25 protein-coding genes are annotated in these 26167 nt (G+C 66.2%); 12 read left to right on the forward strand and 13 right to left on the reverse strand.

The annotated features are described in order from the left end of the window. Positions 1 to 29 precede the first annotated feature (29 nt). The 5 genes from H9L13_RS12375 to H9L13_RS12395 all read left to right on the forward strand — a co-directional run bounded on the left by H9L13_RS12375 (position 30) and on the right by H9L13_RS12395 (position 7854). The gene (locus tag H9L13_RS12375) at positions 30 to 1205 is read left to right on the forward strand and encodes an efflux RND transporter periplasmic adaptor subunit (protein ID WP_187540430.1); all 1176 of its coding nucleotides are present in this window, start codon (positions 30 to 32) and stop codon (positions 1203 to 1205) included. A 33-nt stretch (positions 1206 to 1238) separates the two neighbouring features. Next, the gene (locus H9L13_RS12380) at positions 1239 to 4391 is read left to right on the forward strand and encodes an efflux RND transporter permease subunit (protein WP_187537960.1); all 3153 of its coding nucleotides are present in this window, start codon (positions 1239 to 1241) and stop codon (positions 4389 to 4391) included. A gap of 54 nt (positions 4392 to 4445) precedes the next feature. Next, positions 4446 to 5702, forward strand: a complete 1257-nt coding sequence (locus H9L13_RS12385; protein ID WP_235091351.1) for a DUF445 domain-containing protein — start codon at positions 4446 to 4448, stop codon at positions 5700 to 5702. Further along, positions 5699 to 6466 carry a GNAT family N-acetyltransferase gene (locus H9L13_RS12390; RefSeq protein ID WP_187537961.1) on the forward strand — a complete coding sequence of 256 codons (768 nt, stop codon included), beginning with the start codon at positions 5699 to 5701 and terminating at the stop codon, positions 6464 to 6466. The genes H9L13_RS12385 and H9L13_RS12390 overlap by 4 nt, the downstream gene beginning before the upstream one ends. A gap of 62 nt (positions 6467 to 6528) precedes the next feature. Beyond that, entirely contained in the window at positions 6529 to 7854 is a 1326-nt protein-coding gene (locus H9L13_RS12395) for a metal-dependent hydrolase family protein (RefSeq protein WP_187537962.1), read from the forward strand. 38 nt (positions 7855 to 7892) lie between these two features. Here H9L13_RS12395 and murA read toward each other — a convergent pair whose 3' ends face one another. From murA to H9L13_RS12410, 3 genes are all read right to left on the reverse strand, one after another. Continuing rightward, positions 7893 to 9176 carry a UDP-N-acetylglucosamine 1-carboxyvinyltransferase gene (gene murA, locus H9L13_RS12400; protein ID WP_187537963.1) on the reverse strand — a complete coding sequence of 428 codons (1284 nt, stop codon included), beginning with the start codon at positions 9174 to 9176 and terminating at the stop codon, positions 7893 to 7895. 119 nt (positions 9177 to 9295) lie between these two features. After that, complete coding sequence (gene clpS / locus H9L13_RS12405; protein WP_235091352.1) at positions 9296 to 9628, reverse strand: ATP-dependent Clp protease adapter ClpS; 333 nt, start codon at positions 9626 to 9628, stop codon at positions 9296 to 9298. A 151-nt stretch (positions 9629 to 9779) separates the two neighbouring features. Continuing rightward, positions 9780 to 10505: a phasin family protein gene (locus H9L13_RS12410; RefSeq protein ID WP_187537965.1), complete on the reverse strand. Its 726-nt coding sequence runs from the start codon at positions 10503 to 10505 to the stop codon at positions 9780 to 9782. A 133-nt stretch (positions 10506 to 10638) separates the two neighbouring features. On the opposite strand from H9L13_RS12410, the gene gmk reads away from it, so the two are divergent. Then, positions 10639 to 11286: a guanylate kinase gene (gmk, locus tag H9L13_RS12415; protein WP_187537966.1), complete on the forward strand. Its 648-nt coding sequence runs from the start codon at positions 10639 to 10641 to the stop codon at positions 11284 to 11286. Here the strand turns inward: gmk and H9L13_RS12420 are convergent. The 6 genes from H9L13_RS12420 to H9L13_RS12445 are packed head-to-tail and all read right to left on the reverse strand — an operon-like array spanning position 11273 to position 15006. Then, complete coding sequence (locus H9L13_RS12420; protein WP_187537967.1) at positions 11273 to 11983, reverse strand: ATP12 family chaperone protein; 711 nt, start codon at positions 11981 to 11983, stop codon at positions 11273 to 11275. The genes gmk and H9L13_RS12420 overlap by 14 nt on opposite strands. Positions 11984 to 11989: 6 nt before the next feature. After that, on the reverse strand, positions 11990 to 12238 hold the full coding sequence (locus tag H9L13_RS12425) for a hypothetical protein (protein ID WP_187537968.1): 249 nt from the start codon (positions 12236 to 12238) through the stop codon (positions 11990 to 11992). Further along, on the reverse strand, positions 12231 to 12896 hold the full coding sequence (locus tag H9L13_RS12430; RefSeq protein WP_187537969.1) for an HAD-IA family hydrolase: 666 nt from the start codon (positions 12894 to 12896) through the stop codon (positions 12231 to 12233). Before H9L13_RS12430 ends, H9L13_RS12425 begins: the two co-directional genes overlap by 8 nt. After that, positions 12893 to 13969, reverse strand: a complete 1077-nt coding sequence (locus tag H9L13_RS12435; protein WP_235091005.1) for an RluA family pseudouridine synthase — start codon at positions 13967 to 13969, stop codon at positions 12893 to 12895. Before H9L13_RS12435 ends, H9L13_RS12430 begins: the two co-directional genes overlap by 4 nt. Before the next feature lie 12 nt (positions 13970 to 13981). Then, the gene (locus tag H9L13_RS12440; RefSeq protein WP_187537970.1) at positions 13982 to 14347 is read right to left on the reverse strand and encodes a ribose-phosphate pyrophosphokinase; all 366 of its coding nucleotides are present in this window, start codon (positions 14345 to 14347) and stop codon (positions 13982 to 13984) included. Continuing rightward, complete coding sequence (locus tag H9L13_RS12445) at positions 14344 to 15006, reverse strand: DUF4893 domain-containing protein (RefSeq protein WP_187537971.1); 663 nt, start codon at positions 15004 to 15006, stop codon at positions 14344 to 14346. The genes H9L13_RS12440 and H9L13_RS12445 overlap by 4 nt, the downstream gene beginning before the upstream one ends. 93 nt (positions 15007 to 15099) lie before the next feature. Here H9L13_RS12445 and rarD point away from each other — a divergent pair, with 93 nt between their 5' ends. The 3 genes from rarD to H9L13_RS12460 are packed head-to-tail and all read left to right on the forward strand — an operon-like array spanning position 15100 to position 16789. Further along, the gene (gene rarD, locus H9L13_RS12450) at positions 15100 to 16089 is read left to right on the forward strand and encodes an EamA family transporter RarD (RefSeq protein WP_244954815.1); all 990 of its coding nucleotides are present in this window, start codon (positions 15100 to 15102) and stop codon (positions 16087 to 16089) included. Between the two features lie 37 nt (positions 16090 to 16126). Continuing rightward, positions 16127 to 16534 (forward strand): hypothetical protein, encoded by a 408-nt coding sequence (locus H9L13_RS12455; RefSeq protein ID WP_187537972.1) that lies wholly within the window; start codon positions 16127 to 16129, stop codon positions 16532 to 16534. A gap of 33 nt (positions 16535 to 16567) precedes the next feature. Continuing rightward, complete coding sequence (locus H9L13_RS12460) at positions 16568 to 16789, forward strand: hypothetical protein (protein ID WP_187537973.1); 222 nt, start codon at positions 16568 to 16570, stop codon at positions 16787 to 16789. 30 nt (positions 16790 to 16819) lie between these two features. Here the strand turns inward: H9L13_RS12460 and H9L13_RS12465 are convergent, their stop codons facing one another. Beyond that, positions 16820 to 18604 (reverse strand): PHA/PHB synthase family protein, encoded by a 1785-nt coding sequence (locus tag H9L13_RS12465; RefSeq protein WP_187537974.1) that lies wholly within the window; start codon positions 18602 to 18604, stop codon positions 16820 to 16822. A gap of 143 nt (positions 18605 to 18747) precedes the next feature. Between H9L13_RS12465 and H9L13_RS12470 the strand changes: the two genes are divergently transcribed. Together H9L13_RS12470 and H9L13_RS12475 are read left to right on the forward strand one after the other, a co-directional pair. Further along, entirely contained in the window at positions 18748 to 19362 is a 615-nt protein-coding gene (locus H9L13_RS12470; RefSeq protein WP_187540438.1) for a trimeric intracellular cation channel family protein, read from the forward strand. A gap of 10 nt (positions 19363 to 19372) precedes the next feature. Continuing rightward, positions 19373 to 20572 (forward strand): serine hydrolase domain-containing protein, encoded by a 1200-nt coding sequence (locus H9L13_RS12475; RefSeq protein WP_223176456.1) that lies wholly within the window; start codon positions 19373 to 19375, stop codon positions 20570 to 20572. A gap of 73 nt (positions 20573 to 20645) precedes the next feature. Here the strand turns inward: H9L13_RS12475 and H9L13_RS12480 are convergent, their stop codons facing one another. Then, on the reverse strand, positions 20646 to 21365 hold the full coding sequence (locus H9L13_RS12480) for an outer membrane protein (RefSeq protein WP_187537975.1): 720 nt from the start codon (positions 21363 to 21365) through the stop codon (positions 20646 to 20648). Between the two features lie 110 nt (positions 21366 to 21475). On the opposite strand from H9L13_RS12480, the gene H9L13_RS12485 reads away from it, so the two are divergent. Further along, positions 21476 to 22657 (forward strand): LL-diaminopimelate aminotransferase, encoded by a 1182-nt coding sequence (locus H9L13_RS12485; RefSeq protein ID WP_187537976.1) that lies wholly within the window; start codon positions 21476 to 21478, stop codon positions 22655 to 22657. 117 nt (positions 22658 to 22774) lie between these two features. Here H9L13_RS12485 and H9L13_RS12490 read toward each other — a convergent pair whose 3' ends face one another. Both H9L13_RS12490 and H9L13_RS12495 read right to left on the reverse strand, forming a co-directional pair. After that, positions 22775 to 24457 (reverse strand): M28 family peptidase, encoded by a 1683-nt coding sequence (locus H9L13_RS12490; protein ID WP_187537977.1) that lies wholly within the window; start codon positions 24455 to 24457, stop codon positions 22775 to 22777. Between the two features lie 27 nt (positions 24458 to 24484). Further along, on the reverse strand, positions 24485 to 26113 hold the full coding sequence (locus H9L13_RS12495; protein WP_187537978.1) for a serine hydrolase domain-containing protein: 1629 nt from the start codon (positions 26111 to 26113) through the stop codon (positions 24485 to 24487). Between the last annotated feature and the right edge of the window lie 54 nt (positions 26114 to 26167).

The following is a 26167-nucleotide window of genomic DNA, read 5'->3' on the forward strand; positions in this document are numbered from 1 at the left end:
GCAAGAGTCGCGAAATTGGGCAGGGAATGATGAACCGGGAAACTTCGATCCGTACTTCAGATACTCTCGTGGTGACCGACAATTCCCGCCGGAAGCGCAGGATGGTCATCGTCGCCGCGGTTCTGATCGCGTTGCTTGCGATCGGTATGCTGATGTTCATGCGCGGCGGTGAGGAGGCGGCGCCGGGCGCCGCAGCAGCCGGCGGCGGGCAGGTCCCGACCGTGACCGTCGTCGTTCCCGGGCGCAGCCAGGTCGGGCGCACGATCGTCGCCAGCGGCCCGCTTGCGGCGCGGCGCGATCAGCCGATCGGCATTGCCGGCGGTGGTGGCAAGGTTGTCCGCGTCCTTGTCGATGCCGGCAGCTGGGTGCGCGCAGGCCAGGTGCTCGCGATTGTCGACCGTTCGGTACAGTCGCAGCAGGCGGCGCAACTGGCCGCGCAGATTGACGCCGCCCGCGCCAATGCCGCACTGGCGCAGAATAATTACGAGCGCGCGCTGGCGCTCCAGTCGCGCGGTTTCGTGTCCAAGGCCGAAATCGATTCGAAGAGGGCGACCCGGGACGCGGCCAATGCGCAGGTACGCGTGGCCCAGGCGCAGCTCGCAGCGACCCGCGCCGAGATCGGACGACTCAACGTCACGGCGCCGACCAGCGGCTTGATCCTGTCGCGCAGCATCGAAGCCGGTCAGGTGGTCGGCGCGGGCTCCGGCGCACTGTTCCGGCTGGCCGAAGGCGGCGCGATGGAGCTGCGCGCGCAGATGTCGCAGCAGGATCTGGCCTTCGTCCGCGTCGGCATGCCCGCCAGCGTCACGCTGATCGGGTCCGATCAAGCGATCTCGGGCTCGGTCTGGCAGGTCGCCCCGGTGATCGATCCGCAGACGCGCCTGGGCGACGTACGCATCGCCATCCCATATGCGCCAGGCATCCGTCCCGGCGGCTTTGCCGAAGCGCGCATCTCGGGCGGCGCGACGACGGCACCGCTTCTGCCGCAAAGCGCCGTGCTCAGCGATTCCAAGGGCAATTACGTCTACATCGTGAACGGCAAGAACGAGATCGAGCGGCGCTCGATCAAGATCGGGACGGTCGACGGAAACGGCGTGACCATCGCGGAAGGCCTGTCGGGCACCGAGGCGGTGGTCCTTTCCGCCGGCCCGTTCCTCAACCCGGGGCAAAAGGTCAATCCGCGGCGACAGGCGGCCGCGCGCTGATCACAGGACGCCAGCCAAGAGAGCCAAGCTGACATGAACTTTCGCAACATCTCGTCCTGGTGCATCCGCAACCCGGTTCCGCCGATCGTCCTGTTCGTCGGCCTGATGCTGGCTGGACTGCTCTCTTTCTCGAAGATGCAGGTGAACAACTTCCCGGACATCGACTTCCCGGCGGCCATCGTCGTCGTGTCGCAGCCGGGCGCCGCGCCGAACGAGATGGAAAGCCAGATCACGCAGCGCATCGAATCGGCGATCCGCAGCGTCGATGGCGTGGACGAGATCAACAGCACGGTTCGCGAAGGCGTCAGCGAGACGTTCGTCCAGTTCGAAATCGGCACCCCGACCGACGTCGCGGTCAACGATGTCCGCAATGCCATCGCCCAAGTCCGCGGGAGCCTGCCCGACGGGATCCTCGAGCCACAGGTGACGCGCGTCGATGCCGGTGGCGGCGATGCCATCGTCACGCTCGGCGCCGAAACCACCGACATGAGCGTCGAGGAATTGAGCTGGTATGTCGACAATACCGTGGCGCGCCGCCTGCTTGCGGTGCCCGGCGTGGCGACCGTCACGCGCACCGGCGGCGTCGACCGTTCGATCCGCGTCATTCTCGATCCCGCCGCGCTGCAGGCGCAGGGGATCACCGCGGCGCAGGTCAATCAGCAGCTGCGGCAGAGCAACATCAACGCCGCGGGCGGCCGGGCGGAAATCGCTGGGTCCGAACAATCGGTCCGCGTCCTCGGCAATGCGCAGGACGCCTATGCGCTGTCGCAAACGCAGATCTCGCTGCCCGGCGGGCGCTTCGTCCGCCTTGCCGACATCGGCGAGGTCAAGGACGCCTATTCGGAGCAGCGCACACTGGCGAAGATGAACGGTCGCCAGGTCGTCACGTTCGAAATCCAGCGCGCCAAGGGCGAATCCGAAGTCTCCACCTATGACCAGTCGTGGGCGGAATTGCGCAAGATCCAGGCGGAAAACCCGCGCGTTCGCTTCAACGAGGTGTTCACCGAGGTCGACTACACCAAGGGCCAATATCATTCGGCGATCGAAGGCTTGATCGAAGGCGCGATCCTTGCCGTTCTCGTCGTCCTTCTATTCCTGCGCGACATCCGCGCGACACTGATTTCGGCGTTGGCCATTCCGCTGTCGGCGATCCCGGCCTTCTGGTTCATGGACATGCTGGGGATCACGCTCAATTTCATGTCGACGATGGCGATGAGCCTCGTTGCCGGCGTGCTGGTCGACGATGCGATCGTGGAGATCGAAAATATCGTCCGCCACATGCGCATGGGCAAATCGGCCTACCAGGCGTCGATGGACGCGGCGGACGAAATCGGTCTCGCCGTTCTGGCGACGACGATGGCGATCGTCGCCGTCTTCCTGCCGGTCGCGCTGATGCCGGGCATCTCGGGTCAGTTCTTCAAGGCGTTCGGCTTCACCGTCGTCGTTTCGGTGCTGATGAGCTTGCTCGTCGCGCGCATGATCACGCCTTTGATGGCGGCCTATTTCCTGAAGTCGCAAGGCGCCCAGCCGCACGCCGACTTCAAGTGGATGCACGCTTATCTGCGCATGCTGGGGTGGAGCCTGGATACCAGCAAGGCGCATGCCTATCGCGCCCGTCACCCCGGGTTCCGCGGCGCCGTGATGTCGATCTTCCGCGACCACCGGCTGTACATGGTCGGCGCGGGCCTTGCGACGCTCGTATTAAGCGGGATTCTCTTCGCCACGCTGTCGATGACCTTCCAGCCGCCGCTCAACCGGCCCTTCTCGTTCGTCAACATCAGCCTGCCGCCGGGCACTACCCTGCAACAGACCGAAGCCGTCGCCGATCACGTGGCCGAGATCATCAGGAAGGATCCCAGCACGGGCACGGTGTTCGAGCGTGTGCGCGTCGGCAACGCCCGCGTCATTGCAGTGCTCAAGGAAGACCGCGACGTGACGAGCACCGAGTTCGAGCGCAACCTGTCCCCAACGCTTGCGGCAATCCCCGACGCGCGCGTCAGCTTCCAGAGCCAGGGCGGCGGCGGCCCCGACGGCGCGGGCCGCGACATCATGCTCTATCTTGGCGGCGACGACCCGGTGAAGCTCAACGCCGTTGCCAATCAGATCGCTGAAGAAATGGCGACGATCCCCGGCCTTCGCGCGCCGCGCGTCGGCGGCGACCTGGTGCGGCCCGAAATCCTCATCAAGCCGCGCTTCGACCTGGCTGCCGACCTTGGCGTGACGACCGGCGCGCTGAGCCAGACGATTCGTATCGCGACGCTTGGTGACATCGAACAGAACAGCGCCAAATTCTCCGTCGCCGACCGCCAGATCCCGATCCTCGTGTCCTTGTCGGAAGATTCGCGGCGCGACCTGCAAGTGCTGGAGAATCTGCCTGTCCCAACCTCCAGCGGCGGGTCGGTGCCTCTGAAGTCTGTTGCCGAAATCGGCTTCGGTTCGGGCCCGACCACCGTCCAGCGCACCGACCAGGTGCGCCGCATTGCGGTTGGCGCCGACCTTGGCCCGGGGCTCGTCAGCGGCGATATCTGGCCCAAGATCAACGAACTGCCGACGGTCAAGAACTTGCCGCAGGGCGTGTCGAAGCTCAATCTGGGCGATCAGAAATGGCAGGGCGAGCTGATCTATTACTTCCTGCTCGCGCTCGGTGCCGGAATCCTGCTCGTGTTTGCGGTTCTGGTGCTGCTCTACCGCCGCTTCCTCGCCCCGTTCGTCAACATGGGCTCGCTGCTGCTGGCGCCCCTGGGGGCGGCGATCGCGCTCCACATCGCGGGTCAGCCTGTGTCGCTGCCGGTTTTGATCGGCGTGCTCATGCTGTTCGGCATCGTCGCCAAGAATTCGATCCTCTTGGTCGATTTCGCGGTCGAGATGATGAACCACGGGATGGAGAAGGACGAAGCGATCTACGAAGCCGGGCACAAGCGCGCGCAGCCGATCGTCATGACCACCATCGCCATGGTCGCGGGCATGATGCCGATTGCCTTGTCGCTGACCGGCGACGGCAGCTGGCGTGCGCCGATGGGGGTGACCGTGATCGGCGGCCTCATCTTCTCGACCATCCTCACTTTGCTGCTGGTGCCGGCCTATTTCTCGATCGCCATCTCCTTCGAATCGCGGATCGGACGTCTGTTCCGCCGCTTCATCGGCGACGATGCGCACAAGGGCGGCACGCCCGTTCCGGCGGAGTGACACGGCCCATATGAACCTTGCGCGCAGCTCGTCTATTGAGCTGCAATGGTTCGCATGACCGCCAACCCGCTCGCGCGTTTCAACCCGGTTCAGCCGGGCGCAGCGGGCATGAAGCGGGTGGCGACCGGCCTGCTGATCGTCATGGCTGCGGTGTTCGCCCTCGCCCGGGCCTATGAGGACCGCTACCCCGCGCTTGCCTACGTCAAGGCCTTCGCCGAAGCGGCGATGGTCGGCGGCCTCGCCGACTGGTTCGCGGTCACCGCCCTTTTCCGCCACCCGCTCGGCCTGCCGATCCCGCACACCGCGATCATCCCGCGCAACAAGGACCGCATCGGGGAAACCCTCGCCAATTTCATCCGCGAGAATTTCCTCATCCCCGCCGTCGTCGCGCGAAGGATGCAGAATATCGACGTGGCCGGCGCCGCGGGCCGTTTCCTCCAGACCCCGGCAGGGGAGGGCAACCGAATCCGAGCGGGTGCCTCGCGGCTTATCGCCGACATCTTCGAAAGCCTCGACGACGAACGGCTCGGCGGGATCGTCAAGGGCGCCATCGCCACCCGCCTGCGCAAGATGGAGGTGTCACCGCTGCTTGGTCATGCCCTCGCCTCGGCGATCAACGAGGATCGGCACGTCCCCATGCTTGAAGCCGCGATCCGTTGGATGGCCCGCGCTCTTGACGCCAATGAGCCGCTCATCCGCGACATGGTGCACAAAAAGGCCAATTGGGTGCTGAAGCTGGCCGCGCTCGACACCAAGCTCGCCGACGCAATCATCGACGGTCTGAAGAAACTGACGGTGGAAATGTCCACCGATCCTGCCCACCCGGTGAGGATCAGGATTGAAGAAGCGCTGGTTCAGCTCGCCAACGACTTGCAGACCAAGCCGGAAACCCGCGCCCGCGTGGAAGAGATGAAGGACCAACTGCTCGACAATCAATCGGTCAGCTTGTGGATCGACGCGCTTTGGCAACGCGCCCGCGAGGCGATGATCAAGGCCGCGCGCAATCCCGATGCCGTCCTCGCCGGCAAGCTTGGCGACGTCATGAAGGCGATGGGCTCGACGCTTGAGCGCGACGCGCGCATCCGCGCCGCGATCAATCAGTTCGCGCGCCGCGCCGCGGTCGGCATGGCGGCGAGCTACGGGGGATCAATGGTCAAATTGGTGTCGGAAACGATCCGCGGCTGGGACGCCAACACGGTCACCGGCCGGCTCGAAGCCGCGGTCGGGCGCGACCTCCAATATATCCGCATCAACGGCACGCTGGTCGGCGGGATGGTCGGCCTCGTCCTCCACCTGCTCGACGGGCTGTGAGCGATCCCGCGATCGACGCGCTGGCGGATTCGGCCCGTTTCCGCGGGTTGAAGCTGGTTCGCTCGCGCGTTCGGAAAGAAGGCAAGCCGGGCTTCGGCAAAGTCGGCCTGACCGACGCCAAGGGAACGGCCGTGTTCGGACTGGCCGATGGTAGCCCGTCGGCAACGCCTGACGATGTCGCCGATTATCTGCGCAACATGGGCGCGCAGGATTGGGGCGCGTCGCTCGACGTCGCAGAGCCGCTGCGCAAGTCCAAGCCGAAGAAGGCGGCGGCGCGCGATCATGGATCGCCTGCCACGCCCCGCCACGCGCCCAGACCGCCCAAGCCGCGACCGGAACCCAAGCTCACGATTCGCGATGCAAGGCCCGCCGATGCCGCAGCGCTGTCCGACCTCATGCAATTGCTGAATCACGACATCGACGAGAAGATGGCGCGCACGAATGTGGCGCGGCTCGCCAGGCTTGGCGAAGCGCCGCTGGTCGCCGCGCTCGACAAGAAGGTAATCGGCCTGTGCGGGTTGCACATCATGCACGCCATCCATCGCGACGCGCCCGTCGGACGCATCAACATCCTCGTGGTTGCCAAGGATCTGCGCGGCAAGGGAATCGGCCGGAAACTGGTCGAAGAATGCGAAGTCCGCCTGCGCGAAGCCGGCTGCAAGATTATCGAGGTCACCAGCAACGATCGCCTTGGCCCCGCGCACGCCTTCTACCGCCACATGGGGTATGAACGCACCAGCATTCGCTTCGCCAAATCCCCCTAGGTTGCGGTTGCGCCGCCAAATTGCGGCGCTACGCTTTGGGCAACGACAAGGGGATCCATGTCATGAAATTGCGTCTGCTCGCCGCCTGCGCGGCGCTAGCCATCACCACATCTGCTTTCGCCCAGCCCGCAGAGCGAGTGACCGTCATTCATGCGGGCACGCTGATCGCCCAGCCCGGGCAAGCGCCGATGCGTAACGCCACGGTTGTCGTGCGCGGCAGGACAATCGCCGAAGTCCGCCCCGGCTTCGTTGAACTGCCGGGCGCGCAGGTTGTCGACCTTCGCACCAGCACGGTCATGCCGGGCTTCGTCGACATGCACGTCCACCTGCGCGGGCTCGACGATCGCATGCAGGCACGGCTGCTTCAGAACACGCGCGACAATGAGGATGAGGTGCTCACTGCGCTGGTCAATGGGCGCAAGACCCTGCTCGCCGGCTTCACCACGATCCGCGACCTCGGCAATGACCCGCGCCTGATCTTCTCCCTGCGCGACGCCATCAACGCTGGGATGATCGCGGGGCCGACAATCGTTGCCGCGGGCAATGGCATCAGCGTCGCCGGCGGCCATGGCGACCCGCGCAACGGCCTCAACCGCGACCTTTACGAGATCGCCAATGCGAAGATGATCAACACCTGCAACGGCCCCGACGACTGCCGCCGCGCAGTGCGCGAGCAAGTCGGGCTGGGTGCCGAGGTGATCAAGATCGCCGCAACCGGCGGCGTGCTCAGCAATGTCGCCGGCGGCCTAGCGCAGCAGATGATGGACGATGAGATGAAGGCGGTGGTCGACACCGCCCGGATGTTCGGGCGCAAGGTCGCCGCCCATGCGCACGGCGTCGACGGCATCAACTCCGCGCTTCGCGCCGGCGTCGCGTCGATCGAACACGGCACCTTTACCAATGACGAAACCTTCCGCCTCTATAAGCAGACCGGCGCTTATTACGTGCCGACCCTGCTCGCCCCCGCCGCGGCCGTGGCCGACGGCCAGCGCGGCGCACTGACGCCCGCCCAATATGAGAAGGCGCGCCAGGCCGCCGGTAATGCGGAAAAAAGCTTCGCGCGGGCGGTTCGCGAAGGCATCAAGATCGCCTTCGGCACCGACACCGGCGTGTCCAAGCACGGCGACAACGCCCAGGAATTTGCGCTGATGGTGAAGAACGGCATGCAGCCGATGGCCGCGATCCGCGCGGCGACGGTCGATGCCTCGACTTTGCTCGGCAAAGCCGACACGATCGGAACCATCGCCCCGGGCAAGGATGCCGACATCATCGCCGTCGACGGCGATCCGCTGGCCAACATCCGCGAGCTCGAAAGCGTCGACTTCGTAATGAAGCACGGCCGCGTCCACAAACTCGCCGGCCAACGCGTGCTAAGCGAGGTGGATTAGTTTTTCATCCTCCCCGCGGGTTCGCGGGGAGGATGATGCTAGCCCGCGCTCCGCCGCTCGATCGTCGCACCGACGCCGGACAACTTCTCCTCCAGCCGCTCGTAGCCGCGGTCGAGGTGATAGACGCGCAGCACTTCGGTCTCGCCCTCTGCCGCAAGTCCGGCGAGGACCAGGCTCATCGAAGCGCGCAGGTCAGTGGCCATGACGCTTGCGCCGGTCAGCTTGTCGACCCCGCGCACGATCGCGGAACGGCCGTGGATGTCCACTTCGGCGCCCATGCGGCGAAGCTCGGGCACGTGCATGTAGCGGTTCTCGAAGATCGTCTCTTCAAGGATGCTGTCGCCATTCGCCAAACAGAGCATCGCCATCATCTGCGCCTGCATGTCGGTCGCGAAGCCCGGATAAGGCGACGTCGCAAGCGAAACGGGCCGGATCTTGGAATCGGCGCTGACACGCACGCCCTTGGCGTGGAATTCGATGATCATCCCGCAATGGGCGAGGGCGTTGAGCGTCGCGCTCATTTCTTCGGGACGCGCGCCGATAAGGTTGATCGACCCGCCCGTCATCGCCGCAGCACAGGCGTAGCTGCCCGCTTCGATGCGGTCGGGCATGACCTCATATTCGGTGCCGTGCAGCCCTTCGACGCCGTCGATGATGAGGTGGCCCGAACCGATGCCCTCGATCTTCGCGCCCATCGCCACCAGAAGATTGCACAGGTCGACGATCTCGGGTTCGCGCGCGGCATTGTAGAGGTTGGACCGGCCGGTGGTCATGACCGCCGCCATCAGCGCATTTTCGGTCGCGCCGACCGACACCACCGGAAAGCTGAAGTCGCCGCCCCGTAACCGGCCGCGCGGCGCGCTCGCCTTCACATAGCCCGCGGCCAGCTCGATCGTCGCGCCGAGCGCCTCGAGCGCCTTCAAATGGAGGTCGATCGGCCGGTCGCCGATCGCGCAGCCACCCGGCAATGACACGGTCGATTCGCCCGCCCGCGCCAGCATCGGCCCAAGCACCAGCACCGACGCGCGCATCTTGCGCACCATGTCGTAGGGCGCGACGGTCGAGGCGATGTCGTTGGCCTGGAGCGTCATCTTGCGCCCATATTGGCCCTTCTTGACCCCCGCCACGCTGGTCGAAACGCCAAGCTGGTTGAGGAGGTGCGCGAAGGTGTCGACATCCGCCAGGCGCGGCAGGTTGCCGAGCGTCAGCGGCTCTTCGGTGAGCAGCGCGCACGGCAGCAACGTCAGCGCCGCATTCTTCGCTCCGCTGATCGGGATTTCCCCCTGCAGGCGAGCTCCGCCCTTGATCCAGATACTGTCCACCGGCGCGCTTTAGCGAGTGACGAAACGGTTACAAGCGGCCGTCATTGCGAGGAGCCGCAAGGCAACGTGGCAATCCATGGGCCCGGATTGCTTCGCTTCGCTCGCAATGACGGAAAGACCTACGCCTTCTCCAGCGTGCATTGCAGCGGGTGCTGGTTCTCCCGCGCGAAATCGATCACCTGGCTGACCTTGGTCTCGGCGACTTCGTAGGTGAACACGCCGCACACCGCGACGCCCTGCTGGTGGACCTGAAGCATGACCCGCGTCGCATCCTCGATCCCCATCGAGAAGAATTGCTGGAGGACGAGCACGACGAATTCCATCGGCGTATAATCGTCGTTGAGCATCAGCACTTTGTAGTTGGACGGCTTTTTGGTCTTGGGCCGCGTGCGCGTTGCGACACCGGTCTCGTGATCGTCGAGTCCGTCGTCATCGGGGCCGTTCGCCATCATGTGGAAGCGTGTCACCATCAGCGTCTTAAAATATGGCAAGTTGAAAAGGTGCCGCAAGGGCGGGCATTTTTTCGTCGCGCACAAAAAAGGCGGCCGCCCCAAAAAGGAGCGGCCGCCGCAGTCCGTTACCTGACTTTAGGAGGGGAGAGGGTCAGGCAACGAGCGTGTTGAAGCGCTCGGCATTGGCCGTGGCGCGGTTCGAAAGCGGCTGGAAGGCTTCGCCGGCCAGCTTGACCATCGCTTCGGTCAGCTTCGACGTCTCGGCGACCGCACGGTCGAACGAGGCGCGGGCGAACTCGCCCTGAAGCTGCATGTACTCGGTCGGCGACTTGGCTTCGGCGAGCGAACGGATCGCGTCCGCAGCCTGCTCGACGCCGTCACGGCCCGAAGCGACAGCGTCCTGGCCGATCGAGCGCGCGCCTTCGGCGGCAACGCGGCCGGCTTCGACCATCGCTTCGATGTTGGCGCGCGTGAGGTCGGCCAGTTCTTCGGCGACGCGCTGCGTGCGCTGCGTCATGTCCTGGCTGCGCTCACCGGCATTGGCGAACATCGACTGGAAGGGCGCGAACGCCGGAACGGCGTCGAAGCCGTTGAAGAAGTTGGTCTTGGTCACGGTTTCGATTCCTTTCTGGGCGACAGCAGTCGTCTGGCGGACTGCCTTGCGGGTGTTGCGGCGAGCCGTCTTGGTGCGGCGCGCATTGGTCTTCTCGGCAGCAGCGGCGACGCGCTTCACGCGGCGCTTCGAAGCGGCGCGCTCGCGCTTGGCGACCTGCTTGGTTTCCGCAACGACCTTCTCGGCCGTCTTGGCAACCGTGTCGGCCAGCTTGGCCGGGGCGTTGGCGGCGGCTTCCGCCTGAACCTTGGTTTCGTCTGCCATCGTCAAATTCCTCAAATCTGTAATTATGTTGCAGTGCACAATATGCATTGCGCCGCACCATTTCAAGAGAAAAATTGTGCAGTGCATCATTCCGCCGCTTGACGGCCACGGCTCGCCCGAAGCAAGAGCAGTCATGGACGCCCCAACCGAGCCGCCGCCCCGCCAGCGCAGAGGGTTGCTGATCGTCCTTTCCTCCCCCTCGGGTGCCGGCAAGACGACGATCTCGCGCCGCCTGCTCGAAGCCGACCCGGACATTGCCATGTCGGTTTCGGCCACCACGCGCCCCAAGCGGCCGGGTGAGGTCGAGGGCCGCGACTATATCTTCGTCGACGATGCTGCGTTTCAGCGGATGATCGACGGCAGTGAGTTCGTCGAATGGGCGCCGGTCTTCGGCTATCGCTACGGCACGCCTAAAGGCGCGGTGAAGCAAGCGCTGCGCGACGGACGCGACATCCTGTTCGACATCGACTGGCAAGGCACGCAGCAGCTCAAGGCGGCAATGGGGGAGGATCTCGTCTCGATCTTCCTCCTGCCCCCGTCGATGGAGGAGCTGGAGCGCCGCCTGCGCGCGCGCGGCACCGATTCGGACAGCGTCATTTCCGACCGAATGACCCGCGCCGCGGCCGAGATCAGTCACTGGCCCGAATATGAATATGTCCTCGTCAATCATGACGTGGAAACCTGCCTTCAGCAGGTGCGCGCGATCGTCGCCGCCGAACGGCTGAAAAAGGATCGCCAGACCAACCTCGTCGCCTCGGTGCGCGCGCTCACCGGCCAGTAAGGTCGGGGTCGAGCAGCGCGAGGAAGCTCGCTGCGGCCATGAAATCGCGCTTTCGGTTGTCGAGCGCGGCAACGGCCTCGGCATCGTCGCCCCAGGTCTCGATCTGCCAGCGTTCGTCAATGCTCACAGCGTTCCACGCTTCGGCGGCGGTCAGCGCGCCGTCGAGAACCGCAAGCCCGGCTATGAGCGATCCACCCACGGTGACCAGCGGCGACAGGCCGGCCAGCCGGAACGCATCGAGCGCCGCGACTTCATGCGCCAGCCGCTCGACCGTCGCCGGCGGCTGCGCCACGTGCATCAGCCCGCAAGTCGACGCGAAGTCGACATCGAAGCGGCGCCGCGCCCACGCCAGCAGCGCATCCCATGCCGCCACCTGGCGCTCGACCAGATCGGGCGGCCATTCGCTGCGATAGCAGGCAAGGTCGGCTTCGGCGTAGCGCGCCAGCCCCGCGGCAAAGGCCGGACGGTCGGGGGCGACGCGGTCGATGGCGGCATTGGCCAGGCCCGTCAGCGGCATTGCACGCGGGTCGATGGTCTCGCCGCAGTCGCGCCATTCGCCCGCAATCGCCTCGGCCAGCGCGCGGCTTGGAACGCTAAGCGCCACCCGCGCCGGGGTGCGCAACGGCTTGCCGTCGAGCGCCACGCCCCAATCCGCGCCGCTGGTCTCGACGCTGACCTCTTTCCAGAAACGCTTCACGTCTGCTCACGCACCGGGCGGATCGTTCGCTGCGGCCGCATCCTTTTCGTCCCACATCTTCTTGAGCAGCCGCGGCGCTAGCAAGGCGTCGAGCACGCCCATGATGGCGACGATCGCGCCGAGCTGCGGCCAGCCGCCTTCGCGCACCAGGTCCGAATAGATGATTGCCAGCCCCAGGATCATGATCGCCAGCCCGAAGGCGCGCGCGGCAGTGTAGGCGAGCAGCCGGTTCCGATAGACGCTGTCGTCATGCATGGACGTGCTCCCTGACAAGCTCGAGAACGTCGCGCGGCTGGTCGGCCACCGCGACGGCACCGGCGGCCACCAGCTCCCCGCGCTCATGATAGCCCCAGCCGGCGCCGATCGGCACTGCGCCGGCCGACGCAGCCATGCCCATGTCGAAGCTGGTATCGCCGACGACGAAGCTCGTTTCCGGGCTTGCCCCCGCTTCGGCAATGGCTTCGATCGCCATCGACGGGTGAGGCTTGGATGGATGGCGGTCGGCTGTCTGGAGCGAGACGAAGCGCGCGTGGATGCCGTGCTTTTCCAGGCAATGCTTGAGCCCGCGGTCCGACTTGCCGGTGGCGACGGCGAGCAGCCAGCCGTCGCCCTCGAGCGCGTCGAGGAGCTCGAGCACGCCGTCGAACAGCGGTTCTTCGACCAGATTGGCCGCGCGCAGGGCCATGAAATGCTGCTTGTAGGATTCGGCCAGCGCCAGATGGTCGACGTCCGCAATGTCGGTCGTCAGCCCGGCCATGGCCTCGACCAGGCTGAGCCCGATTACCCGCCGCGACACTTCGGGCGGCGGCAGCGCGAGCCCGGCATCGCGAAATGTGGCCTTGAGCGCCGCATAGATCGGCGCCCCGCTGTCGACGAGCGTCCCGTCGCAATCGAAGATCGCCAGGCGGTTCATCGTCGCTTTGCCTTGGGCGCCGTGGCGCGCGAGCGGCGCTCGCCGCGCCGGCTCGACATCCGCGCACGCGCCGCCTTGCCGGGAGCGGGCGGCGCGGCAATCGGCGGCAGGTCGTCGCCCGCCGCTTGCTGGAAGCCCAACGTCGTCAGGCTTTCGGCGAAATGCGGTGGCAATTCCGCCGTCACGTCGATCTTGCCGCCTTCGGGCGCATCGACCTTGAGCCGCCGCGCGTGAAGGTGAAGCTTGCGGCTGATCCCGCCGGTCAGGAAGGCCTCGGGCCCGCCATATTTGGCGTCGCCGACGATCGGATTGCCCATCGCCGCCATATGCGCGCGCAGCTGGTGCGTGCGCCCCGTCAGCGGCTGCAGCTCGACCCATGCCGCGCGGTTGCCGGCGCGGTCGATCACCCGCCAGCGGGTCTTGGCCGGCAGGCCATGTTCCTCGCTGACATGCATCTTCTCGCCGCCCGTGCCCGGCTGCTTGGCGAGCGGGGCGTCGATCGTCCCATCCTCGCCCTGCACGTCGCCGGCGACGATCGCCCAGTAGATTTTCTTCGCCGTGCGCGCCGAAAAGCCCTTGGCGAAATGGCCCGCCGCGCGTGCCGTACGCGCCACCAGCAGCGCGCCGGACGTATCCTTGTCGAGGCGATGCACCAGCTTGGGCCGCCCGCGCTCGTCGGCCAGCCCGTCGAGCAGACGGTCGAGATGCTGCGTGGTCTTGGTCCCGCCCTGCGTCGCCAGCCCCGGCGGCTTGTTGAGCACGAACGCCGTCGGCTGTTCGAAGATCACCATGTCGCGAACATAGCTTTCTTCTTCAGGCGTCAGCGCCTTGCGCTCAGGCGTCCGCCGCGCGCTCCGCGCCGGCGTGACCTCGACCGGCGGCACGCGGATTTCCTGCCCCGCCTCGACGCGGTCGCCCGGCGCGGCGCGCTTGCCCGCCACCCGCAACTGCCCGGTCCGCGCCCAGCGCGAGACGATGTTGAAGCTGACGTCGGGCATGTGCCGCTTGAACCAGCGGTCGAGCCGGATGCCGTCGTCGTCGTCGGTCACGGTAAAGGTGCGGGGGTCGCTCACGCGAGGCCCCTATCAGCCCTCCGCCCAGAAATCGAACGCCTCTTGCTGCAGCTTGCGGATCAGGCGCGCCGCCTTGGGTCCTTCCCAGGGTCCGGCATGTCCATGCTTTTTCGCCCCGCCGACCCACCAGCCCTGGCCCGGGAGCCGATCCGACTGGCGCACCACCAGCACCGCCAGCTCGGGCTCGCCCCGCGCCTCGGCCTCATCGTCGACGAACGCCAGCACCTTGCACAAGGCGCGCATCTTGGGCCGCGTGAAATGGTGGCCGAGCAACGCAAGCACTTCCGAATAAGTGATCGCTTCGCCCGCTTTGGCCGACGCAACCAGGATCGCGCGCACTTCGTGCGGATCGGCGAGCAGCCCCGCCCCCTCACTCATTGCGGTTGGCGCGTGACCGGCGTCAGTTCGAACACGTCGAGCTTGGAAGTACTTTGCGGCCACGGGATGGTCAGCCGCCATTTGAACGGACCAATCCGTTCGAGCACCCCGGCCATGTCGCGCTTCGGGTCGTCGCCATAAGCGATCGGCGGTTGGGAATCGCCCAGCGCCAAACTGCCGAGAAAGATCAGGCGATTGGGGTCGTCATCCTCCCACAACCGCCCCGCGGGCCGCTGGCTACCGGTCTGCTTGACGATCGTCAGAAGGTCGCCTTCGACCTCGACGTAACAAAAGAAGGGTTTGAAGCTTTCATAGGCACGGGTCTTGGGCGTTGCTCGGCCGAGCTTGATCAGCCTGCAATTATAGCTCCCCGGCGTTGGCGCGGGTCGCGGCAGCGCGGCGTCCGGACGAAGCAGGATTCCTTCACGGCGCACTTCACCGGCATAATTGCGGCGCGTCTCGCTCAGTCCCTCGGCCCACGCCGCGCTCAGCCGCGCCAGCCGGCTTTCGTCGGCATCGGTCGCGACCTCTTTCCACCCTTCGGATTTGGCCGGCGGCGCGACCTCGACGCTGGGCCTGACACCGTCGGGGATCTTGGGCGCCGTCCGACAGCCGGCCGCCACGGCAAAGGTCGCGACGACCGCCGCAGTTCGCATCATTGCGCTGCTGATCCGAGCCACTGGCACGCCGACCTTTCCTTGAACCCGCACGCAGAGTGGCAGCGCCCGCGCCGTGTTTCAACTAAAGTCGCGTTGATCATAGGCTTTCACCCGCGCCTTACCCCCGCTAGGTCCACGGCGAATGAATCGCCCGCCCCCGCGCCGCAAGACTATCCCGACGCGCGGCGCGGTTTCCTATACGGCTTTGGGGCCTACAGCCTGTGGGGTGTCCTCCCGATCTATTTCAAGCAGCTGACCGCGATCCCGTCGGTCAGCATCGTTGCCCATCGCATCCTCTGGTCAGTGCCCTTCCTGCTCGCGCTGCTCCTGATGGGCGGCAAGACGGCGGACTTGCGCGCGGCGTTGGCCAATCGCCGTACCCTCGCCTGGCTTGCGCTCACCGCGACGCTGATTGGGATCAACTGGCTGCTCTACATCTACGCGGTGACCAGCGGGCACATCCTCGCCGGCAGCCTTGGCTATTATCTCAATCCGCTCGCCAACGTCCTGCTCGGCCGCTTCATCCTCCACGAGCGGCTGTCGCGCCTGCAATGGGCCGCCATCGCCATCGCCGCGGCGGGCGTGTCGGCGCTCGCCGTCGGCGCGCTCGCGCAATTGTGGATCAGCCTCACCTTGTGCGTCAGCTTCGCCACCTACGGCCTGCTGCGCAAGCTCGCGCCGGTCGATGCCGTCACCGGCCTGACGGTCGAGACATTGCTTCTCCTGCCCCTCGCGATCGCCTGGCTCGCCTGGCATGCGTTCGCCGGGGCACCACTGTTCGGCGACAATCGCACGATCACCTTGTTCCTCATCATGTCCGGCGCGGCGACCGCCATCCCCCTGATCCTGTTCACTGCTGCGGCGCGCCTCATCCCCTATTCGACGCTCGGCATGCTGCAATTCCTCGCGCCGACGCTTCAGTTCCTGTGCGCGGTCTTCCTCTATGACGAGCCGTTCGGCACCGCCCACGCGATCGCCTTCGGCGCGATTTGGACTGCGCTGGTGCTCTACGTCTTCTCTTTGGTCCGCGAAGCGCGGCTCAACCGCGTCCGGGAGGATGATCTGGCTTGCGCGGAAACCTAAGGCGACCTCGCGCTTTTTCTCCTCCATGCGCCTGTTCTTGACCCTTTCCGTCACCGCGGCCCTCGCCGCCTGCGCCGCCGTCCCCGCACCGCCGCCGACCGTGCCGCCGCCCCCGCCCTGCCCGGTGATGTCGTCGAGCGACTGGCGCGCCTGGGTCAACGCCATGCCCGGCCCCGGCAGCCGCCCGACGCTTCACGTCCAGGGCAATGTCACCTTGCCGAGCGCCGATTGGACCGCGCGCTTCGTCGGAAGCCGCGTGATGGAAAGCTATCCCGTCCAGGTGGTGGTCGAACTCGACGCAACCAGCAGCGGCATGGGCGCACAAGTCCCGGTCACGCGCGAAGTCCGCGGCAGCTGGCCGAGCGAGCAAAACGTCGGCGCGGTCAGCGTCATGTGCCACGGCCAGACGCTCGCGCGCATTTCGCCGGTTAAGACCGCCTACTAGCGTTTCGCCGCCGGACGCGTAGAAGCGCGAGCCATGCTCAACATCGCCTCCCTCCTCATCGGTGCCGTCGCCCTGATCTTCGCGGTGATCGCCTTTCTGCCATTGCTCGGCTGGGCCAACTGGCTGATCATCCCGCTGGCGATCATCGGCGCGGTGGTCGGCATGCTGTCGAGCAGCAATTCAGGCCGCAACCTCAACCTGTTCGTGATCCTGATCGGCGTCGTCCGCCTGATGCTCGGCGGCGGCATCATTTAAGAGCACGTCTCCCCGAAACGGGGAGGTTCGCTACCGCGCTCGCACGTAACTCCCCGGCGCGTCTTCGATCGGCTTGAGCTTGCCCTTGCCGGGCACGCGCGCGCCTGTGGCCTTCACCTTCGCCCCGTCCTGCTTCTCGAGCCACGCGCGCCAGTCGGGCCACCAGCTGCCGGCATGCTCCTTGGCGCCCGCGACAAAGGCGTCGAGCGTCGCCGCCGGCTCGTCGTTGATCCAATATTGGTATTTGCCCGCGGACGGCGGGTTCACCACCCCGGCGATATGCCCCGATCCCGCGAGCACGAAGCGCTTCTCGCCCACGAAATGGTCCATCACCTTCCACACGCTTTGCGGCGGCGCGATATGGTCCTCGCGCCCGGCCTGGATGTAGCTCGGCGTCTTGACCGACCCGATGTCGATCGGCGTGCCCGCGACCGAGATCCCGCCCTTCTCCGCCAGCTTGTTCCCCTTGTAGAGCGTGTCGAGATAATTGCGGTGCCACGCGGCGGGCAGGTTGGTCGTGTCGCTGTTCCAGTGGAGCAGGTCGAACGGCGCGGGCTCGTCGCCCATCAGATAATTGTTCACGACGTAGGACCAGATGAGGTCGCGGCCGCGCAGCAGGTTGAAGGTCGCGGCCATGTAGCGCCCGTCGAGATAGCCCTTCTCCGCCGTCAGTTGCTGGAGCAGCCCCATCGTTTCGTCGCCGAGGAACAGCTTGAGATCGCCCGCTTCGCTGAAGTCGACCTGCGCGGTGAAGAAGGTTGCAGACTTGACCTTGTCGGCCTGCCCCTTGGCCTGGAGGTAGGCGAGCGTCGCCGCGAGCGTCGTCCCCGCAACGCAATAGCCGATGGCATGGACGCTCTCGACATCGAGCAAGTCGCGGATCGTGTCGATCGCGTCGACCTGGCCGTTCAATACATAATCGTCGAGCCCCGCGTCGGCGATGCTTTCGTCGGCCGATTTCCAGCTGACCATGAACAGCGAAATGCCTTGGTCGACGCACCACTTCACAAAGCTTTTCTCGGGCGTGAGGTCGAGGATGTAGAAGCGGTTGATCCACGGCGGGAAGATCACCACCGGCGTCCGCAGCACCTCATCGGTCGTCGGCGTATATTGGATCAGCTGGTAAAGCGGCGTTTCCTTGACCACTTTGCCCGGCGTGGTCGCCAGGTTGCGCCCGACCTCGAACGCCCCCGGCTTGGTCTGCGTCAACTGCCCCGCGGCAAGGTCGCGCAGCATGTTCGACAGGCCCTTGAGCAAATTCTCGCCGCGCGTCTCGAGCGTGCGCTTGAGCACCTGCGGGTTGGTCACCGCGAAATTGCTCGGCGCCATCGCATCGACGAAGCTGCGCGTTGCGAAACGCAATTTCTGCCGCGCGTCGGGATCGAGGCCTTCGACCTCCTCGACCTGGCCCAGCAGCTGGTCGGAGATTTGCAGATAGCTCCGCCGGATCGTGTCGAAGATCGGGTTCTCCTGCCACTCGGGCGCGGCGAAGCGGCGGTCGCGGATCGGCGTGTCGCTCGCCGGCGGCGCGGCAACCACCCCGCCCATCATCTTGCCCCACGTCTCCAGCCCCTTGGCCCAGGCCTGCGCCCCCGCGCTCATCAGCGCCATCGGGTCGTTCGCGCCCCCGCTTGGCTGCGCGCCAAAACCGAACGCCGGCGACGACCAGTCGGGCATCTTTTGCCCTCGGCTCATCTGCTCGGCCCAATATTCCATCATCATCTGCTGTGCGCGCCCCATCACAAGCGTCCAATGCTGCCAGTCTTCGAGCGTCGGCAGGGTGGGGGTGGTGTTGGTGTTGGTGTCGTTGGTCATGGGGCGGCATGTAGACCGTTGCCGCAGTCAACCCAAATCCCGACGAAGAATTCCACCCCAACCTCCGTTGGTGTCGAGCGAAGTCGAGACACGTGGCAAGCGCGTCCCTCGACTTCGCTCGGGACGAACGGTTACGTTGGGCTGTGGCCTCTACCCTCCCCTCCGCGTTCGTCTGGCTCGACCTGTTCGGGATCGCCGTCTTCGCCATCTCCGGCGCGCTCCTCGCCGCCGAGAAGCGCCAGACGCTGGTCACTTTCATCTTCTTCGCCGCGGTCACCGGCATCGGCGGCGGGACACTGCGCGACCTGCTGATCGGCGCGCCGGTGTTCTGGGTCCACACCAACGCCACCTTGCTCATCTGCATCGTCGCTGCATTGCTCGTGTGGCTGACGAGCAAGGACCGCTTCGCCGGGCGCGCGCTTCTGTGGTTCGACGCCGCCGGCCTCGCCGCCTACGCGACCTACGGCGCGGCCAAGGCGCTGGCGTTCGGCGTGGCGCCCGTCCCCGCCTTCGGCATGGGCATCCTCACCGCTTGCGCCGGCGGGATCATCCGCGACGTGCTTGCCGGCGAACCGTCGATCCTGATGCGGCCCGAGCTTTACGTCACCGCCGCCGCGCTTGCCGCCGGCCTGTTCGTCGCGCTTGCGCTGGTGGGCGTCGCCGTGCCGGTCGCGGCGCTGGTTGCGGGCATCGCCGGCTTCGCCTTGCGCGGCGCGGCGATTGCGCGCGGCTGGTCATTGCCGGCCTATCGCGATTAGGCTGGCGACCATGCGCGCCGCCCTCCTCCTGATCCCGTTCCTTGCAGGCTGCGCCACCATGACACCGCCCACCGCTCCGCCCGACGCCCAGGTCGGAATCGCCTTCACCCGCGATGGCGAGATCAGCAGTTTCGCCGAGGGCCTTGCCGACCCCGCCGCCGGCCGCGCGGTGACGCCCGACGATCCCGTGCGCATCGCCTCGATCAGCAAGCTGGTCGTCGCCATCGGCGTGATGAAATTGGTCGAGGCGGGCGCGGTCGATCTCGATGCCGATGTCTCGGTCTATCTCGGCTGGACGCCGACCAATCCCGCTTATCCCGACCACAAAGTGAGCCTGCGGCACTTGCTCTCGCACACCAGTTCGGTGCGCGATCATGATGATCAATATGCTGTTCCGCTGGGCGAAACTGTCGAAGCCGCGATGGTGGCGCGCACCTCGTGGGACACTTCGAATCCGCCGGGCCGGCGGTTCCATTATTCGAACATGAACTTCCCGATCGTCGCCGAGATCATCGAGCACATGACCAGTGAGCGGTTCGACATCTGGATGCGCCGCGAGGTGCTCGATCCCATGAAGATCGACGCCTGTTTCAATTGGCCGACGTGCAGCGACGCCGCGGTCGCGCGCGCGGTCGTGCTTCGTCAGGACGGCAAGGTCGTGCGCGACGACTTGCAGGGCAAGCGGCCCGACTGTCCCGTGTTCGTGCGCGATGGCGAGGCCTGCGATCTGTCGCGCTGGAAGCTGGGCGACAATGGATCGCTGTTCTCGCCCCAGGGCGGCCTGCGCATTTCCGCGCGCGGCCTGGCGCGGGTCGGGCGGCTGCTGCTCGGCGGCGGCACGCTCGATGGCGTGCGCATCCTGTCGCCCCAGTCGGTCGATACCCTGCTGACGCAGGTGTGGCGCTTCGACGGGCGCAACGGCGACACCGAAGACGGTTTCTACTGCAGCTACGGCCTCGCCACGCGGCAGATCCCGACCTCAGGCGCGGGCTGCGCCGACAATCCCGGCACGCGCGGCGCGACCTTCGTCGGCCATGCCGGCGATGCCTATGGCGTGCGTTCGGGCTTGTGGATCGATCGCGCCGCGGGCCACGGCATCGCCTATTTCGTCACCGGTCTTCCGGCCGATCCGCCGCGCGGACGCGGCACGGCTTTCCGTGCGGCGGAACAGGATGCGTTCCGCCGCACGCTGGGACTGATCCGGCCTTAGTTGCCGCGTTCCGGCGCCGGTGGCGGCGGTGGCGGCGGGGGCGGCGGCAGCGGGCAGCTGTCGGTCGCCAGGATCACCGACCCGTCCGGGCACGTCTGCGTCGCGGGCGGTGGCGGCGGCGGCGGGGTGGCGGCGGTGGCGGCGGGGGCGGCGCCGCGGTCGCTGCGAAATTGTAGATCAGGCTGGCGAGCAGGCTGTGGCTGCGGAAACGCCCTTCGAACACTTCGTCGTCGATCGTTTCCTCGATCTTGCCGGCGTTGAAATAGCGATACTTCACCCCGACGTCGAAGTGCCGGAACACCGGCGCGCGCACGCCCGCGATGAACTGCCATGCAAGCTTTTGATCGGACACGCCGATGCCATCGTCGAGGTCGTCGTCGCCCTCTTCGACGAAGTGACGAACCCAGGCGATGCCGACGCCCGCGCCGGCATAGAAATTGACCGTTTCGTTATTGCCGAGGTCGATCATGGCGTTGCCCATCAGCGACCAGGCGCGCGAATGGCCCGACGCCGGGACCGTGTCCACGCCGTCCGAATAATCGTCGTGCTTGGCCCATTTGTGCCCGCCTTCGACTTCCGCGCGAAGAAGGCCGAAATCGTAGCCGGCGATAAGGTCGCCATCGACGCCCAGCTTGTGCGTGATTTCGAATTCCTCGACCCCGTCGACTTCGGCGTCGACGTCCGACACCCACATCGGGCCCACCTCGATGCCGAAATAGGCGCTGTTGTCGCGCGCCACCGCCGGCGTCGTCATCAGCGCCAGCGCAGCGCCTGCGAGCAGAATTCTTTTCATGGTTGCCCCCTCGTGATGCCTGTTCGGCAATGCCTCGTTTTAGCGCGAAGTTAACGCAAGGTCGACCCACGGCTTGATGCACCGCACAATGGCCGTCATGGCGTCGCGTCATGGACGAAGAATTCTACCGCATCCGCCGCCTGCCGCCCTATGTCTTTGCGGAGGTCAATGCGATGAAGGCCGCCGCCCGCGCACGCGGTGAGGACATTGTCGATCTTGGTATGGGCAACCCCGACGGCGCACCGCCCGCGCACGTCATCGCCAAGCTCGCCGAAGTCGCGGCCAAGCCGACCGCGCACCGTTATTCCGCGTCCAAGGGCATCCCCGGCCTGCGCAAGGCGCAAGCCGCTTATTACCAGCGCCGCTTCGGAGTCACCGTCGATCCGGACAGCGAAGTCATCGTCACGCTGGGCTCCAAGGAAGGCCTCGCCAACCTCGCCCAGGCGATCACTGCGCCGGGCGACGTCGTGCTTGCCCCCAACCCCAGCTACCCCATTCACACCTTCGGCTTCATCATCGCCGGCGCCGCGATCCGATCGATCCCCGCCGCGCCCGGTGACGACTTCTTCGCGCGGCTCGACATGGCGATGCGCTACACCGTGCCGCGCCCCAAGGTGCTGGTTGTCGGCTATCCCAGCAATCCGACCGCCTATGTCGCTGACCTGCCCTTTTACGAGCGTTTGATCGCCTTTGCGCGCGAGCATGAGCTGATCGTCATTTCCGACCTTGCCTATGCCGAAATCTACTTCGGCGACACGCCCACCCCGTCGATCCTGCAGGTCGAGGGCGCGAAGGACGTCGCGGTCGAATTCACCAGCATGTCGAAGACCTACAGCATGGCCGGCTGGCGGATGGGCTTCGCGGTCGGCAACGCGCGGCTGATCGGCGCGCTGACCCGCGTCAAATCCTATCTCGACTACGGCGCCTTCACCCCCGTCCAGGCCGCCGCCTGCGCCGCCTTGAACGGCCCGCAGGACATCATCGATCACAATCGCGCGCTCTACAAGAAGCGCCGCGACGTGCTGGTCGAAAGCTTCGGCCGCGCCGGCTGGGACATTCCCGTGCCCCAAGCAAGCATGTTCGCCTGGGCCCCGATCCCCGAACAATTCCGCGCGCTGGGCAGCATGGAATTCGCCAAGCGCCTGCTGACCGAGGCCCACGTCGCCGTCGCCCCCGGCGTCGGCTTCGGCGAGGAAGGCGAAGGCTATGTCCGGCTCGCGTTGGTCGAGAATGAGCAGCGCCTGCGGCAGGCCGCGCGGGGCGTGAAGAAGGTCTTGAGCAGCCAAGCATAAGCTGAGCTTTGCATCGCAAAGATCGGCTTATGTCGAAGAGCCTGCGAAGGCCGGCCGACCGGCGCCGAGCGACCGGATCGACGTCACGGGATTTATTCCCGTGACGGCCCTAAGTGCCTAGCCGCGCTCACCCTTGTCCGGCGCCGCGCCGCGCGCGCCTGTGCTTTCGTCGCGCACCTTCTTGAACTCGCTGCCCGCGTTCCACGCCGGCCAAACGCGGCTGTTGGCGATGCGCTTGCCGATTTCGTAATAGAGTTCGGTCTCCTGCACCGCGCCGCCGAGGTTCCAGGTCGGCGCCCAGGCGTCGCAGGTCTGGTGGTAGCAGCTGGCAGTGAACGCATCGAGCCAGCGCTTGCCCGCTTCGCGCCCGCCGCTCTGCAGATCGTACGGACCTGCAAGCGCCATGCTCAGCAGCACCGGCACGCCACGCTTGGCGAGCGTGAAATGGTCGGCGCGGTAGAACAGGCCGCGCTCGGGATTGCCCTCGACGGTCACGTAGCGCCCCTGCGCCCGCGCGCCCTCCTCGAGATAGCGTTCGAGCTCGCTCTGGCCCTTGCCGATGAGCAAGGTGTCGCGCGTCGGCCCGGCCCATTGCAGCGTGTCGAGCGTCAGGTTCGCCGCCATCTTCTCATGCGGGTAGATCGGATGCTGCGCATAATATTCGCTCCCGAGCAGCCCGCGCTCCTCCGCCGTCCATGATGCGAAGACAAGGGTGCGCTGTGGCCGCGGCCCGGCGGCGAACTTGCGCGCGATCTCGATCATCGCCGCGGTGCCGAGCCCGTCGTCGGCCGCGCCGGGGCGGATGGTGCGCCCCTGCGCATCGGGCGCGCCGACGCCATAGGCATCCCAATGCCCGCCATAGCTGACGGTCTCGTCCGGATAGGCCGAGCCGGTCAGCTTGCCGATCACATTCTTGCTCATGATGCGGGTCAGGTCGACGCCCGCCTCTGCCGACAAGGTCGCCTTGAGCGGGATCGGGCGAAAGGCCGCCGTACGCGCCTGCCGCTTAAGCGTTTCGTAATCGAGCCCTTCGCGCTTCAGTAGCGCCTCGCCCGCCGCGCGCTGGATCCAGCCTTGCAGAAGCACCGGCTGGCGCGCGCCTGGCGGAAGGACGATATTGAAATTCTCCCCCATCGCGCTCTGCACGACGTTCCAGCCGTAGCCCGCGCCCTCGGTCTCGTGGACGATCAAAGCGCCGATCGCCCCGCGCCGCGCGACTTCCTCGAACTTGTAGGTCCAGCGCCCATAATAGGTCATCGCCTTGGCGTTGAACTTGCCCGCGACCGGCTCGCCCGCGGCGGCTTCGAAATCATTGTCGTTGACCAGGAACAGCGCGATCTTGCCGGTCAGGTCGGCGCCCTTGTAATCGTCCCAACCGCGCTCGGGCGCGCTTGATCCGTAACCGACGAAGACGATCGGCGCGTTGGCGATGCGCGCCTGATCGACCGCGCGCGTCGTGCTCAGGTAAATGTCCTCGGGGAAGCGCAGCGGGATCGCCGCGCCGCCTTGCGAAAGCGACACGCGCGGCGCCTGCAGCTTGGTGCGGATGAGCGGCACCGCCTGCGTCCACCCGCCATTCTCGCCGCCCGGCTCGAGCCCCGCCGCCTTGAATTGCTCGATCAGATAAGCAACCGTTTTCTCTTCACCCGGCGTGCCCATCGAGCGACCCTGGAAGTCGTCAGAAGCCAGCACGCGCGTGATCTCCGACATGCGCTGCGCATCGATCGCCGGCGGCGCGGCTTGCCCGCTCAGCGCTAGCGCCATCGGCAGCAGAACCACGCCCGCGAATGTCCTTGTCATCTTAACCCTCTCCCAACCTGCACCGCCTCAACGGACGGCGCTGGCGTTGGATGCAGCAGCTGGTTGGCCGTCGGGCATACGGGTAAAAAACAGGTCGCGGACGCGCGACGTACCGATGCCGACGCCACTGATCCTGCCTGCTCTGTCCCGGCGGAATCGCGCCACAAAGTCGTTGGACTCGAACGCGTCGGCATAGGTCGGCTTGACCCGGGTTACGATGTGCGGCCGCCGGTCGAGCCGTATCGCAAGCCCGTGGCCGTAAGGGCTGACGACGTAGGTGACGTCGGCCTCGTCACTGGCATAGCGCCCGGAATATTCCGCAAGCCGGACTGCGGATGGTGAGACGGGAACTATCCGGCGATATTCGACCGACTGCCCTTGAAGGTCGTTCCAGCGAAACCGGTCGGAACCCAAAAAGACGATTTCGCCAACATCGCTACGGAACCGCTGCGGCCCGGACGCGACGAACGGCGTGCCCATGAACGTGACTTCGCCAGACGCCGTCACGAACGGCGTGGACATGCCCGTCCGTTGATTGACGAATAGGCCGCTCAGGTTCGGCCCGTCGTAAGGCGACGGTGCGGACGCGGCAGGTTGCGCGGGCAGGAACAGGTCGGCGACTCGCTTGGCAAATTGGCTGGCGGGCGCGTCGCTCCGATTGCACAGCACCGCGACCGACATTTGCTGGTCGGGAAAGCGGCCCAGCCACGCGCGATAGGCGCCGGTCGATCCGCTGTGGACGATCGCGCGAACGCCGCGATAGCGTTCGACGAACAGACCGCGGGCATAAGTGATCGGGGTGCCATCATTCAGCGTGGCCGGCTGTTGCAGCCGCGCCGTCATCTCCTTGCCGAGCCGATTGGCGGACAGCGCCGTATTCCAGGTGAGCAGATCGCCGACGGTCGTGAGCAGGCCGCCATTTCCATACGCATCCTCGAACGGCATTTCCTGCGCAAATCCCGTCTCGGTGCGGGCGTAGGCCACGGCGCGGTCGGGCACGACCCGGCGGAAGTCGTCGCGCCAGCTGGTGCGCGTCATCCCCAGCGGCACGAACAGCCGTTCGCGCGTGAATTGCGCAAGGCTCTTGCCGCTGACGCGCTGCACAATCTCGGTCAGCAGATTATAGCCGCTGTTGGTGTAGCTATATTCTGCGCCCGGCACATAGTTGAGCGATCGCTGGCGGCGGATGATGTCCAGCACGTCCGTTTGCGTGTGGGCACGCGTCGTCCGCGGCCAGCCCCCAAGTTGCGCGACCATGCCCCAATCGCGCAGGCCGCTGGTGTGGTTGAGCAAATGATCGATGGTGATCGTCCGGCCATAATCGGGGAGTTCGGGGATGTGCCGGCGAACGTCGTCATCCAAGGATAATTTTCCGTCCACGACGAGCAACAGGGTCGCAGCGGCAGTGAACTGCTTCGACACCGACCCCGCCTCGATGATCGTGTCCGCGGTCATCGGCACGCGATGTTCGAGCTCCGCCAAGCCATAGGCGCGGCTGATCACTACGCCGCGGCTCGAGACACCAATTGTGCACCCGGGCGCACCGTTGCGAATGAGCGCGGTGAAAATCGGATCGATTCCGGTGGTCGGGGCGGGCCGCGCCGACGACTGGCCGGTGACCGACAATGCAAGCGCGGCGAAGATGATCAAACGCATACCCGTACCCCCGCCGCTACCTGACACCATGGCGCGGCCGCTGTCCATCGGACC

Origin of the sequence: Sphingomonas lutea (assembly GCF_014396785.1) — a bacterium.
GTDB lineage: Bacteria > Pseudomonadota > Alphaproteobacteria > Sphingomonadales > Sphingomonadaceae > Sphingomicrobium > Sphingomicrobium luteum.